Consider the following 14,190-nt stretch of genomic DNA (forward strand, 5'->3'; position numbering starts at 1 on the left):
GCAAAAAGCAGCGTAAAGCTTACATCATGAGCTTGGCCCAAGACATTGCGATCCTGAAAGACATACCGATCCTTTCCGATTTCGAAGAGGATCAGTTGCGTCTGCTCGCGTTCAGCGCCGAGAGCCTCGATTACCTGAATGGCAGTGTGCTTTTTGATCAGGGCGAACGCTCCGACGGCGCTCTGATCGTGGCCGAGGGTGAAATCGCTCTGCTTCAGCGCTCTGGTGGCGAGATGACCCGTGTCGATGTTGTCGGCGTCGGCACGCTTCTGGGCGAGACCGCGATGCTCGTCGACACGCGCCGCCCCTGCCGGGCAGTGGCTGAAGGCAGTGTCCGCGTCATCCGGATCCGCCGTGCGCTCTTCAAGCGCATGATCCAGGAATATCCGGAAACCGCACGTCGTCTTTATGAAATGCACGCCCTGCGCTATCAGCGCACGGCTGAAGCCATCGCACCCATTGGCGTTCGCATGGCCGAGCTGGAAATTCTCAACGCCAGCCGATCGCAGAAGAAACCTGCGCCGAGCGAGTAACCAGACGCGTATAAATCCGATCAGAGTCTCGCCCACTGCGATCCTCATGGAAAAGGCGAACCGTTTCCGGCTCGCCCTCTCGTTTCCACCCGCTCTCAATATGCTGGACCTGATACACGCAGCAATTACGCCCTTCGCCCAATCGGCAGTTGCGGCACGAAACGCTTGTACAACCTGAAGAGCAGAGCCGCGATCGCGACCGCAACACCGATGATGCCGACCCAGACGGACGGACGGATGGTATAGGCAAACTGAAAATTGGCCAGAAACACGCGGTAGGCGGGAATATTGGTACCAAGCGCATACCAGACATACTCAATGCCCGCCGACAGCGCTGCGCCTGCAATGGCACAGCCCAGAAGAACCAGCGGATTGGTCAGCGGAATTTTGAAGCGCTGCGCCAGCCGGTAGATCATCAGCAGTCCAAACAGACCCGCCATCAACGTCGGCTCAGTAACATCCGATTTCGATTGCAGGAAGTAGTGCCACAGCCCCAGCGCCATGATCGGGTAGATCAATTTATGCAACTGGGTCCAACGCTTGCCCAGCTTTCGGATGGCACTGTCGAAAGACGTCAGCCCGAGAACCACCAATCCCAACAGCGCCACAAAGCCAATGGTCAGATAGAAACGCAGCACGATCTCGCTGATGACCGTGCCAACCTTCCAGTTTTGCTGCACGATATAAAGCATCAGATGCAGCAACGCATAGGCCATCGCCGACACGCCAATCAGGCGGCGGTATTGGATCACCTTGTTCCAGTGAAAGATCCGCCGAATGGGCGTGATCGCAAGGGTGAGGACAAGCAGACGGATCGTCCATTCACCACATTCGTGCAAAGCGTCCTCATAGGGCTCGGCATGCACCGGACCGAAGAAAAGCTCGGCAAAGATAAAGACGCCCGGCGCGAGAAGCGCCAGTAAGACAAGCAGTCTGGGCCATGGACAGGTTCCCGCGCCGATCAAGCCAGGGTGCGTATTGCTGATAGATCTTCATGGTTTGGATAGTAGGTCAGAAAATGTCCAAAACCAGACAAAGCACCAGAAACAAACGTACATAAATAAAATTTAATAAAACGCCTCGGCCTTCCAAGAAGGCCGAGGCACAGAAACCGCAGGAGAAGGCAACACCTGAAGATCTTTAAGCCCAGGGACGGCTGTCTTCTGTCTTGCTCTCATAAGTCTGAATGTCAGACCCTTTCTCTAGCGTCAGGGCAATGTCATCCAGGCCGTTTAACAAGCAATGTTTACGCCAGGATCAATTTCAAACCCAAGCTCACCACCATCCGGCCCCTTGATCGTCTGGGCTTCCAGATCAATCGACAAGGTGGAGTTCGAGCCGCGTGAGGCATCATCCATCAGTTTGTCGAGATCTTCTTCTGACACCTTGATCGGCAAAATACCGTTCTTGAAGCAGTTATTGTAAAAAATATCAGCGAAGGACGTAGAGATCACGCAGCGAATACCGAAGTCGAGCAGCGCCCACGGGGCATGTTCACGCGACGATCCACAACCGAAATTGTCGCCCGCAACCAAGATTTTGGAATTGCGGTAGGCTGGCTTGTTGAGCACGAAATCCGGATTTTCCGAGCCATCGTCATGGGTGCGCATTTCGTGGAACAGAGCGCTGCCCAAACCGGTGCGCTTGATCGTTTTCAAGAACTGCTTCGGGATGATCATGTCCGTATCGACATTGATGATCGGCATCGGAGCCGCCACACCCGTTAGCGTGTCAAATTTTTCCAAGACGTTTCTCCTCTCCAGAGATCTTCCAAGTAATGATGAGGCCCGGGCTCAGGCGGCAAGACTTGTTGCCGCATCCACTCCAAGCATCAGGTTCAGGTTCTGGACAGCCGCACCTGAAGCGCCCTTGCCCAGATTGTCATAGACAGCCACCAGCGCGACCTGATGTCTGTCATCATTGCCAAAAACATGCAGGCGCATGGCATTGGTGCCCTTGAGCGCCTGAGGATCGAGCGCAGCAGGGGACGCATCCCCAAGACTTGCCACTTCAACAAATCCACCAGGGATGGCGCTGTAGTGATCGCTCAAGGCTTCATGCACGTCACGCAAACTCGGCGTGCGTGCAAGGGAGGCCAGGTTCAGCGGGATTGACGTCAGCATTCCCTGATAGAAATCGCCAACTGCAGGCGTGAACAACGGCGCCTGAGCAAGACCTGCATAGGCCTGCATCTCGGGAAGATGCTTGTGATTGAAAGTCAGACCATAGGGCGCAAACGGATTGGCAGAATTGCCTGCGGCTTCATAGTCGGCAATCATCGACTTGCCACCGCCGGAATATCCCGAAATCCCGTTGATGGAGATCGGCAGATCGGCAGGCAAAATTCCAGCGGCAATCAGAGGGCGCAGAAAAGCAATCAGCCCCTGTGGCCAGCACCCGGGATTGGCGACGCGCTTCGACGCGGCAATCCGATTGCCCTGCCCCTTGTCCATCTCCGCAAAGCCATAGTCCCAACAATCCGCAACACGGTGCGCGGTCGAAGCATCAATCACCTTGGTGGTGTCGCTGGTAATCAGCGCCACACTTTCAATGGCAGCCGCATCCGGCAGGCAAAGAATGGCAACATCGGCCTCATTAAGCAAATCCGCCTTGGCCTGGGTATCCTTGCGCAGATGATCAGGGATCGACAGAAGCTCGATATCTCGACGCACGATCAGACGCTCGCGGATCTGCAATCCCGTTGTGCCTGCTTCGCCATCAATAAATACACGCGCGACCATCGCTCTGGTTCCTCTCACGTTGCCGGTAAAACCCGCAGCTATCTAACCTGATTTCGCTAAAAAGTCATCTTCTTGCATGAGATTCAAACTCAATCGCTTGTTGAGTCAAACTCATCTCTCGTCAAACGGAGCAAAAGAAGATGCCGAGCGGTCGAACTATCGCCCGGGGAGTGCATTAATCAACTTTGGGCCTGAGAAACCCGACCATGAATGCTGTGAGCCTTTTGGGGTCCAGTCACAACAGGACAGCCTCGAATTCGCGCGTGCCTGTGCGGTCAAACGAGCAGGAAGAAACCCGGATCTTTATTAAAAACGTAAGCGTTCCCTTCACAGTCTAGCGCTAGCATAACCGAAAATGTTGCCTCCATCGTGAGCAGAAAGGGTGGAAAATGCCTGACCGTAAAGACGTTGAGAAAACCGAGCTCATCGCCAAACTGCATGCCCAGCTTGAGCCGGAAGGAGAAGCCTTCGCGGATTTTGCCCGGGAATTTTATATGCGCGGTGCAGCCGAAGACGTCATCGGGTACACTCTTGAAGAACTTGTCGGCTTTGCCCGGCAAGCCCTGGCAGGAATTCGGCCGCCACCCCAAGGGTACACACCGCATCAGCGTTCAGAACCCTGCATTCCGCGCCACAGGCAACCGGTTTTCAGAAATCACGGTCGTCGAGATCGTCAATGACAACATGCCGTTTCTGGTCGATTCCGTCATGTCGGAGCTTCAGGAAAGCCGGGTGGAAGTCCACCTCATCCTGCACCCGATCTTTGATGTCGAGCGCGACGCAGATGGCACTCTGCTCAAGGCATCCGGCAAGAAGCGCGGCGCCCCCCGCGAAGACAATCAGGAAAGCCTGATTCATATCCACATTTCGCGGATCGATTCCGAGGAAGAACGCGACAAGCTGACCGATCGGCTGAACATCGTCCTGAACGACGTGCGCGCCTCCGTCACCGACTGGAAGCCAATGCAGAAACGTCTGCTTCAGGCAATCAACACCTACAAGACGACGCAGGCCAACAGCGGTGGTGACGAACTGTGGGAAGCCATCCACTTCCTCGAATGGCTGGCCGCTGACAACTTCATCCTGCTCGGGATGCGTGAATACAAGTTCGAAGGCGGAATAGAAGAAGGCGAATTGTCGCCTTATGAGAACACCGGCCTCGGGGTTCTTTCCGATCCGGACGTCCGTGTGCTGCGCCGAGGCAAGGAATTCGTTCAGATCACGCCGGAAATCCGCGAATTTCTGAAGAAGCCGGAAGCCCTGATCATTGCCAAGGCCAATGTGAAAAGCCACGTTCACCGGCGTGTCTACATGGATTACGTCGGTGCCAAATTGTACGACGACGACGGCAATATGGTGGGTGAATTGCGCATTGTCGGGCTGTTCGCGTCCACCGCCTACACCGAGCCAACCAGCACCATTCCATTCATTCGCCGCAAGGTCGCCAGCGTTCTGGCCCGCGCCGGATACGATGCTGACAGCCACTCGGGTCGTGCTCTGAACAATGTGCTGGAAAGTTATCCGCGCGATGAACTTTTCCAGATCGAGCGCGAAACCCTGTTCGATTTTGCCATCACCATTCTGCAACTCGACGAGCACCCGCGCATTCGTGTGCTGGCGCGCGCCGACAAATTTGATCGCTATGTCTCCATTCTCGTCTTTGTACCCCGGGATCGCTACAAAACTGAAATCCGGCTGAACATCGGCACCTATCTGGCTTCCGTTTTCGATGGGCGCCTCTCCGCCTGAGTACGTCAGCTACATGGAAGCGCCGTTGACCCGGCTGCATTTCATTGTCGGTCGCGATACAAGCCCGACACCAACGCCGGATCGTGACGAACTGGAAAAGGCCATTGCCTCAATCATTCGCACATGGCCGGACAATCTGCGCGATGCGCTGCGCGAAAAATTTGATCCGGTAACGGCCCGCAGTCTGGCAGACCGATACGCACTCGCTTTCCATGGCGGCTACAAAGAGGTCTATAACGCCTCCAGCGCCCTGAGTGACATCATCACCATCAAGTCGCTGCACGGCGAGGAAAACACGGCCACACTGTTCCAGAACGGCAGTGCATCCAGTGCAAAACGCGTCTCTTTGAAAGTCATTCACCGGGATGAGCCCATTCCATTGTCGGCCCGCGTGCCACTGCTGGAAAACATGGGTTTCCGCGTCATCAACGAGCGGACCTATCGCATCACTCCTGCCGATAGCCCCTTGTTCTATCTGCACGAAATGACGCTCGAAGCCGCTCGTGGCGGCACGATTTCGCTGGACGAAAACGACCTTCAGAAGCGGCTGGAAGATCTGTTCATGGCCGTCTGGAAGGGAAATGCAGACAATGATGGCTACAACGCGCTTGCCGTTACGGCGCACCTGCCCTGGCTGGGACATTGCCGCGTTGCGTGCCATCTCCAAATATCTGCGGCAGGCTGGCATCCCATTCTCCGAAGACTATATGTGGACGACACTCAACAACTATCCGGACATTTCCCGGGCGTTGGTGCAACTCTTCAACACCCGTTTCAGCCCTGTGCTGGCAGATGGCGATCGCACAAAGCGTGTCGAAGACATCGAAGCGGACATCGCCGGCAGTCTTGACGCGGTTTCGAGCCTGGATGACGACCGCATCCTGCGGCGGTTTCAGAATGCCGTCGACAGCATCCTGCGCACCAACTTCTTCCAACGGGATGGAGCCGGCGCACCCAAGGAAACGATTTCTTTCAAGATCAATTCACGTGAGATCGAGGATCTGCCACGGCCGCGTCCCTTCCGCGAGATCTTCGTCTACAGCCCGCGTGTCGAGGGCGTCCATCTGCGGTTCGGCATGGTCGCCCGCGGCGGCTTGCGCTGGTCAGACCGCCCGCAGGATTTCCGCACCGAAGTGCTGGGGCTGGTGAAGGCACAGCAGGTCAAGAACGCCGTGATCGTGCCGGTTGGCGCCAAGGGCGGCTTTGTACCCAAACGCCTGCCTGACGCGAGTGACCGCGAAGCCTTCTTCAAGGAAGGCACGGAAAGCTACAAGATTTTCATCAACGCCTTGCTGGACGTGACGGATAACCTGATCAACGATACGGTTGCCCCGCCCGTGGACGTCAAGCGCTACGATCAGGACGATCCCTATCTGGTTGTCGCAGCCGACAAGGGCACAGCAACCTTTTCCGATACCGCCAACGGCATTTCGCAGTCGCGCGATTTCTGGCTGGATGACGCCTTCGCCTCTGGCGGATCTGCCGGTTATGATCACAAGAAGATGGCCATCACCGCGCGTGGGGCCTGGGAAGCCGTCAAGCGTCACTTCCGTGAAGTCAACCGGGACATCCAGAGCGAGCCTTTCACAGTGGCCGGCGTTGGCGACATGTCCGGAGACGTCTTCGGCAACGGTATGTTGCTGTCAAAGCAGATCCGTCTGGTCGCCGCCTTCGACCATCGCGACATCTTTATCGATCCGGATCCCGACACAGCCACAAGCTGGGATGAGCGCAAGCGCGTCTTTGATCTGGGGCGCTCGTCTTGGCGCGACTATAACTCCGAGCTGATCTCCAGGGGCGGCGGTATCTTCTCACGTCAGGACAAGTCGATCCCGCTGTCGCAGGAAATTCAGGATCTGTTGGGCATTGCCAAGAAGCGCGCAACGCCGCAGGAAGTCATGTCGGCCATTTTACGCATGGAAGTCGACCTGTTGTGGTTCGGCGGCATTGGCACTTACATCCGCTCCACCTCAGAAACAGATGCCGAGGCCGGGGACCGCGCCAATGATGCCATCCGCATCACAGCCAATCAGGTTGGAGCAAAGGTTATTGGCGAAGGCGCAAACCTTGGCCTGACGCAACTTGCGCGCATTGAGTTTCTCCAGTGCGGCGGCCGATGCAACTCCGATGCTATAGACAACTCTGCTGGCGTGAACTCCTCCGACATGGAGGTTAACATCAAGATCGCGCTTGGAGCAGCCGTCAAGGCTGACAAGCTGACGATCCCGGACCGGAATACGCTTCTGGCCGAAATGACCGATGAGGTGGCAGGGCTTGTGCTGCGCAACAACTACCTGCAAACGCTGTCCCTGTCGCTGACCGAGCGGCGCGGCATGGAAGACTTTGGCTTTCAGGTCCGGATGATGCGCCAGCAAGAGCAGGCCGGACATCTGGACAGGCAGGTCGAACAACTGCCCGATGACACCAGGACTGGCTGATATGTCCAAGGCCGGTCAGCCGCTGACCCGTGCCGAACTTGGTGTCCTTCTGGCTTATGCCAAGATCTCGCTGTTTGATGCACTGCTGGAAAGCCCCGTGCCGGACGATAGCTATCTGGGTCGAGAATTGTTCCGCTACTTCCCGCAACAAATGGCCTCCACCTATAGCGACGAAATCAAGTCACATCGATTGCGCCGTGAGATCATCGCCACCATGCTGGCCAACTCGATCATCAACCGTGGCGGGCTGACCTTCATCACCCGTCTGATGGATCAGACCGGCGCCAAGGCCTCTGAGATTGCGCAGGGTTATGCAGCCGTCCGCAACAGCTATGGCCTGACGGAACTGCATAGCGAGATCGACGTGCTGGACACCAAGATTGATGGCACGTTGCAGTTGGAACTGTACCGGCGTCTTCAGGATCTGCTGCTCGAACAGGTGGTTTGGTTCAAGCGCAACATTGCCTTCGAGAAGGGCATCTCGGACATCGTCGAGCGCTTCGGCACAGGCATAAATGATCTGCGCCCGCGTCTGGCAACCTTGATCGGCGATCAGGGGGCAAGTGAAATCCAGGCGGATCAGGATCGCTATGTCGCTGCCGGAGTGCCTGAAAAACTAGCCAAGCGCATTGCCTGTATTGCCTCTGGAAGCTGCCATCCCCAACATTGTTCTGATTGCAGAATCCACCAGTTCCGACATGGAAACGGCAGCCCTCGCCTTTTTCGATGTGGCAAAGCATTTCCGGATTGGTGCCATGGACGCACTGACCCGCGAACTGCGCATTTCCGACTATTATGACGGCCTGGCGCTGGATCGCGCCCGCTCCACCTTGGAAGCCGCCCATCGAGAATTGGCCGAAGGGGCAATCCGCGCAGGCAGCTTCCAGAGCTGGCTTGGCACCCACGAAGATGACGTTCACCGCACAACGCGCACCGTGAACGAGATCCTCGACGGAGACCTGACCGTGTCGAAATTCGCCGTCGCCGCCAGCTTGCTGGCCGAGATTGCAAAATACCGGTAAAGCCCAACGACAAGAAAGAGGCCGGGGCCCCCCGGCCCTTCACCTGCAAATAAAAAAAGCCGCAGCGAGAAAACCCGTTGCGGCTTTTTATTTACAACGCTGCCAACAACAACGCGGTGGGCTCTGCGTCAGCTGCCACTCAGCCACATCGACGCATATTGAAAGGCCGCAACTGCGGTTCCTGCACAAAAGCCGATAAAGGTCAGCGTCATGAATCCCAAAAGCAACTTGGTCTTCAGCGGAGTGTCTTCCAGCATCATTTTCTCCAGCGCCTGACCCTGTTCTCACAGTCAGGCTTCGGTTCGGCGGACCATGCCGCAGGCCATTTCAGGACGTGAGAAACAGTATCCTCCCGAACGCCCCATCAGTTCAAGACACTCAGTGACGGAAATGACGCATACCCGTCATGACCATGGCGAGACCAGCTTCATCCGCTGCTGCAATCACTTCATCGTCGCGCATAGACCCGCCCGGTTGAATAACAGCCGTAGCACCAGCTTCAGCGGCCGACAAAAGCCCATCCGCGAACGGGAAGAACGCATCGGAGGCCACAACGCAGCCCTTGGTCAGCGCTTCGCTCAATCCGGCGGCGTCCGTAGCATCCAGCGCCTTGCGGGCTGCGATGCGAGCGGAATCGATCCGGCTCATCTGGCCCGCACCCACGCCAACCGTTGCCCCATCCTTGGCGTAGACGATGGCGTTCGACTTGACGTGCTTGGCAACGCGGAAGGCAAACTTGAGATCAACAAGCTCCTGCTCGCTCGGAGCACGCTTTGTCACGACCTTGAGATCGAGATCCTCGACAATGCCATTGTCGCGCGACTGCACAAGCAGCCCCCCGGCAACGGTTTTGGCGAAAAGCCCCGGTGCTCGCGCATCGGCCAGACCTCCGGTTAGAAGCAGGCGAAGGTTCTTTTTGGCTGCAATGATTTCCATTGCCGCATCATCGGCATCTGGCGCAATAATCACTTCCGTGAAGATCTTGACGATTTCCTGAGCGGCGGCGACATCCAGCTTCTGGTTCAGCGCGACGATGCCGCCAAACGCGGAGACCGGATCGCAGCGCAGCGCCAGCTCATAGGCCGCCTTGAGGCTGGTCGCCTCAGCCACTCCACAAGGGTTGGCATGCTTGATGATGGCCACTGCGGCAGTGCGGGCCGGGTCAAACTCGCTGACCAGCTCAAACGCAGCATCCGTATCATTGATGTTGTTGTAGGACAGTGTCTTGCCCTGAATCTGGCGAGCTGTCGCAACGCCTGGGCGCTGTTCGCCAGTCTTGTAGAAGCCAGCAGACTGATGTGGGTTTTCACCATAGCGCATGACTTCTGCAAGGCTGCCACCCAGCGCACGGTGCGCCGGTGTTGCTTCATCAAGTTGCGCCGCAAGCCAGTTAGAGACAGCCGCATCATAGGCTGCTGTCCGGGCAAACGCCTTGAGCGCCAGCGTCTTGCGCAATTCGATCGGGGCCTGACCGTCATTCTTGTCGAGTTCGGCAATGACCTTGTCATAGTCAGCCGGATCGGTCACGACAGTGACATAGGCATGGTTCTTGGCAGCGGCGCGTGTCATGGCGGGGCCACCGATGTCGATGTTCTCGATGCCGGTCGCATAGTCTGCGCCCTTGGCCACCACATCTTCAAACGGATAGAGATTGCCACAAAACAGATCGATGCCCTTGATGCCGTGGGTTTCCATCGCGGCCTGATGATCAGCATCGTCGCGGATCGACAAAAGACCACCATGCACATTCGGGTGCAACGTCTTGACGCGACCATCCATGATTTCCGGGAAGTTCGTGACTTCCGAGATATCCAGAACGTCCAGGCCAGCATCCTTCAAGGCCTTATAGGAACCGCCTGTGGACACCAGCTCGACACCGCGCGCGGCCAGTGCCTTGGCGAATTCGACAAGTCCTGTCTTGTCATACACCGACAGAAGAGCCCGCTTGACGGGAACAAGGGAAGGGACCGGAATGCTCTTGGAGACAATGGCCATGACGACGCCTCTTGAATTGGACAGCTTACATTGGATTGGTGATGGCCTGGGAAGAGGCCTCATGAATGCGCTTCAAATGACCGGAACACAGGTGCCTGCGCCTTGCCTGATCAGGACGTCAACACCGTTTCGCTCTGATTAGGCGGCTCACCCGGGCGACAACCCGCCTGGAGACCCCGTCCTCGCAGCTTCTTGCGGTTTATGACGCCATTTAAAATGCATTAATTGCGCCACTCCCTAGCATGAAAGCTTGCCAACCGGAAGGTGGTCTGGCGGCCGCTTTGCGCTAAAAAGAGTGCGCGTGGACGGCTTTTGCGACCGCCCTGCGAAATTTGCATATTCTTTTTGCAGTCAGGCGTCGTCGTCCGGATGCCAGTCAAACAACGAGGTGTCCTCGAACGCAGGCTCCCGACTGCGCCGCCCGCCGCGTGCTGCGGTCGATGTCCGCCGGAACTGCCAAACGAACGAAATACTTTCCGGCGTCCGCCCGTAGATAACAATCTGCTCTGTCTTGCGATGCCCATAGACATCCGACAGGTAGATGCTCTCTTCCAGTCCCAACTCAAACCCCGGAGCATCAAACTCCCATGCCTCGCCATCAGGAGACACCAGCAACACAACCGACCCGTCACGCATCAGACTGGCACGAATGGAGGGATGCAAATGAAAGCGCGCGGCGAACTCGGTCATCGGACCGATGCGATTTTGAAAATGCAGGCTATCGACGCCGTCCAGCACCGTCCCATCCGAGGACAGGCGGATGTCGCGAACATGAATGATGCCCAGCGCTTCGGCATAGCCATTGTGCGACGCTGTCAGATGCGTGCCCATATCACCGTCCGTTCGCTCCACCGGAACCACAGTCTGACCCGACAGGATCGGCGACCCCATCCACTGGCCGAACCGGGTCTCAGGCAAGAAACGGCACGATGACATGTCGTTGAGCGTAACAGTAGAATGCGCTGGGGTGGAGCGGCTAACGCGACGCCACATTGGGCTGACCCGATTTGACACTCCGCAATTGACGATCCAACGCTGAACGCCGCTGGAGAACTCAAACGACAGGCAACTTGCATGTGCCTCCGTGCTCAAATGTGGCACTGGCGGGCGGCCCGTATCAACGATCACAACTGCATCGCCACCGACAAGACGCTGATAACCGGAATGCGGCGCGTTGACCGGAGCCTGCCCACGCGCATCGTCGTAGGCCAGGATCGTGGCAATCAGATCTGATGGAGTCGACCCCATGCCGTTGAAATGCGCAAGCGCACCGTCGCCATGCCGAAAGAAGCGCAACATCGGGATCATCCGGTCGACGGACCGCAGAATGGCTTCGGGAATTTCCAGCCCTTGCACGATGAAGGCCTCACGCAGAGGCAGGAGGTCGGCGAGGATTTCCACCACGGCACGGGGATTGCGCGAGATATGCCCGCCATCCGGATAGATCTGCCGCGTCAGTTCCAGATTCAGGCGTCGCACCGCGCTGCGTGCGATTTTCGAAGACCCGGTCATGGAAATGCAGCCAGCTGCAATCGCCATTGAGGACTGCAAACGCTCGAGACCATCTTCCGTGTCGTTGATATTGCGTCTTAGAAACCGGATCTGCCGGCCCAGGGACCGCATGAAGCGCGCATAAAATTCATGGTCGCACCCTTCCAGAATGAAGGGCGAATGTGCCAGCCATGACCGCACCCGGCGACTGGTCACGTCGACTTCCCAGCCAATCCGGTGCCAACGACCGCAATGCTTCATCCAATCGTCGACCAGAGCCCGGGCATTCTGGCGGGAAATCTGCGTGTCGGCCGCACGCAAGTCGCGCAACCAACCGAATGTATGCAGCTCACGCTGCCAGTCTGCATTGGCGTTTTCAACTTCGAACGGAGTATCGCCATGCGTCTCGACCAACTGACCGGAAAACAGGAACCGGCCGCCGTAGATATCGGCTGCATTGGCCTTAGTCAGCGGTGCGCAAATCCCAGGGGGCGATGAGAAGGCGTTCAGGCGTCGTGCCGGACGGCGAAAACCGAAACATCGGCCCACTGTGCAGCCAGCGCAGCCAACGTCGCCAGGCGACGCGTCATCGCCAGGCGCGCAATACGGCTCTGTTCTGGCACCAGTCCCATGGTCATGGAACCTTCTGCAGGTCAGCTAGCACGGTCACAGTAATTGCGAGGCCTTTCGAAACGCGTCTTTTCAAATCGGGAATATGGTTAGCAAGATCTCACCATAAAACCCGAAAATTGGTTTCTTTCTCGTTAAATCCGCGCAATTCGCGCTGCGAAGAAACCATCAAGACCACGCACCAAAGGCAAATCATCTTGTTGAATAGATTGCGTTTCTGCCACCGCAAGTTGATCTGGACGGCTGCGCAGACACCCCTCCGGTGTGACCAGATGCGCAAGGCCGCCAAGGTCACCGGCCGTAATCGGCACCAGAGCAAAGCCGCTGTTTTCTGCCAGGAAGCTGTTGATCTGGTCTTCCCCTTCCTGCCGCTCCAACGAACAGGTGCAATAAACAAGCTGTCCGCCCGGCTTCAACCAAGAGGTAGCGCGACGCAAAAGTTCTGCCTGAACGCCAGACAAAGTTTCCACATCATACATTTGCTTGATCCAGGGCAGATCAGGGTGCCGGCGGATGGTGCCTGTCGCACTGCAGGGCGCGTCAAGCAAGATCGCATCGAAAGGAGCGTCCGGCTCCCACTTGCGCAGATCCTCAGTCACCACGTTGGCGCTCAGGTTCAGCCGCTTGAGGTTTTCAGTCAGGCGCTTCAAGCGGCTGCCGGAAATATCGACGGCCGTGACATCGGCCCCGCCCGCAGCAAGCTGCAACGTCTTGCCGCCATGGAGCCGCGCACAAATCGGCCACACGCTTACCGCTTACATCGCCCAAAAGACGCGCGGGCAGTGCTGCTGCGGCATCCTGCACCCACCAGTCGCCCGTTTCGAACCCTTGGATGCGCTCGATCTGAAGCCGCTCACGCACACGCACAGAGCCGTTGCCCACAACGACGCCGCCGAGCCGTTCTGCCCAGCCCGCCGGGTCGATCTTGACGCTGATATCGAGTGCCGCCTCGGAGGCATGTGACGCTGCAATGCTGCGCGCCTGCGGTTCGCCGTAAATCTCGACCCAATTTTCAAACAGCCAGTCAGGTGTGTTCAGACGTTCCGCATCAAGATCGGACTTCATAACCTTCAGCTCGCGTCCCAGACGACGCAGCACGCCATTCACAAGGCCTTTGTATGGCTTGGCACGACGATCAAACCCAGCATGTTCCACAGCCAGAGACACGGCGGCGCGGTCCGGTACATCCATGAACAGCATTTGCGTGATGGCCACATGCAGAATGTCCATGACACGGCCGGTTTTTTCCGGAATGCGACGATCGAGCAAACGATCCAGAATGGCATTGATCTCGCCTCGACGTCGCAAACTGGTGCCGATGATAGCGCGCACCAACTGGCGATCGTTGCCGGGCAATTCGCGAAAACCGGGATGGCCGTTCACCACATCCAGCTCACCATCCAGCGGGCGCCGCTTGAAAACGACGTTGCCCAGCATATCGGCAGCGGCTTTGCGCGCCTGAAAACCGGGAGGGAACGTCAGCTTCGGAGCTTCTGCCGGAGGGGTCTTGCTGGAACGGGGACGCTTGTGGTCTGCCAAATCAGAAGGCTTTCACTGTGAGGAATTAAACGCAGCGCCTCGACATTCGGTC

9 protein-coding genes and 2 pseudogenes are annotated in these 14,190 nt (G+C 57.3%); 2 read left to right on the forward strand and 9 right to left on the reverse strand.

The features are described from left to right. The first annotated feature begins 26 nt into the window (after window positions 1-26). On the forward strand, window positions 27-533 hold the full coding sequence (locus AC0L7U_RS10310) for a cyclic nucleotide-binding domain-containing protein (RefSeq protein ID WP_473690447.1): 507 nt from the start codon (window positions 27-29) through the stop codon (window positions 531-533). Between the two features lie 125 nt (window positions 534-658). Here AC0L7U_RS10310 and AC0L7U_RS10315 read toward each other — a convergent pair whose 3' ends face one another. The 3 genes and pseudogenes from AC0L7U_RS10315 to argC form a co-directional block, all read right to left on the reverse strand. Next, a complete protein-coding gene (locus AC0L7U_RS10315) occupies window positions 659-1,498 on the reverse strand; it encodes a protein-methionine-sulfoxide reductase heme-binding subunit MsrQ (protein ID WP_473690449.1) in 840 nt (279 codons plus the stop codon). Window positions 1,499-1,673: 175 nt separating this feature from the next. Continuing rightward, window positions 1,674-2,278, reverse strand: a pseudogene (gene leuD, locus AC0L7U_RS10320) (3-isopropylmalate dehydratase small subunit). A 48-nt stretch (window positions 2,279-2,326) separates the two neighbouring features. Further along, window positions 2,327-3,274, reverse strand: coding sequence for an N-acetyl-gamma-glutamyl-phosphate reductase (argC, locus tag AC0L7U_RS10325; RefSeq protein ID WP_473690451.1), 948 nt, complete (start codon window positions 3,272-3,274; stop codon window positions 2,327-2,329). 389 nt (window positions 3,275-3,663) lie between these two features. Here argC and AC0L7U_RS10330 point away from each other — a divergent pair. Continuing rightward, window positions 3,664-8,483 (forward strand): annotated as a pseudogene (locus AC0L7U_RS10330) (NAD-glutamate dehydrogenase). 128 nt (window positions 8,484-8,611) lie between these two features. On the opposite strand, the gene AC0L7U_RS10335 reads toward AC0L7U_RS10330, so the two are convergent. The 6 genes from AC0L7U_RS10335 to AC0L7U_RS10360 form a co-directional block, all read right to left on the reverse strand. Continuing rightward, on the reverse strand, window positions 8,612-8,740 hold the full coding sequence (locus AC0L7U_RS10335) for a hypothetical protein (protein WP_473690453.1): 129 nt from the start codon (window positions 8,738-8,740) through the stop codon (window positions 8,612-8,614). A 121-nt stretch (window positions 8,741-8,861) separates the two neighbouring features. Further along, on the reverse strand, window positions 8,862-10,478 hold the full coding sequence (gene purH / locus AC0L7U_RS10340; protein WP_473690455.1) for a bifunctional phosphoribosylaminoimidazolecarboxamide formyltransferase/IMP cyclohydrolase: 1,617 nt from the start codon (window positions 10,476-10,478) through the stop codon (window positions 8,862-8,864). Between the two features lie 351 nt (window positions 10,479-10,829). Then, window positions 10,830-12,518 carry a heparinase II/III family protein gene (locus AC0L7U_RS10345; RefSeq protein WP_473690457.1) on the reverse strand — a complete coding sequence of 563 codons (1,689 nt, stop codon included), beginning with the start codon at window positions 12,516-12,518 and terminating at the stop codon, window positions 10,830-10,832. After that, window positions 12,476-12,607, reverse strand: a complete 132-nt coding sequence (locus AC0L7U_RS10350) for a hypothetical protein (protein WP_473690459.1) — start codon at window positions 12,605-12,607, stop codon at window positions 12,476-12,478. The genes AC0L7U_RS10345 and AC0L7U_RS10350 overlap by 43 nt, the downstream gene beginning before the upstream one ends. Window positions 12,608-12,733: 126 nt before the next feature. Then, window positions 12,734-13,345 (reverse strand): RsmB/NOP family class I SAM-dependent RNA methyltransferase, encoded by a 612-nt coding sequence (locus AC0L7U_RS10355; RefSeq protein WP_473690461.1) that lies wholly within the window; start codon window positions 13,343-13,345, stop codon window positions 12,734-12,736. Further along, the gene (locus AC0L7U_RS10360) at window positions 13,233-14,138 is read right to left on the reverse strand and encodes a transcription antitermination factor NusB (RefSeq protein WP_473690463.1); all 906 of its coding nucleotides are present in this window, start codon (window positions 14,136-14,138) and stop codon (window positions 13,233-13,235) included. Before AC0L7U_RS10360 ends, AC0L7U_RS10355 begins: the two co-directional genes overlap by 113 nt. Window positions 14,139-14,190 lie beyond the last annotated feature (52 nt).

The sequence above is a fragment of the Roseibium sp. 10G30-5 genome, assembly GCF_055809635.1.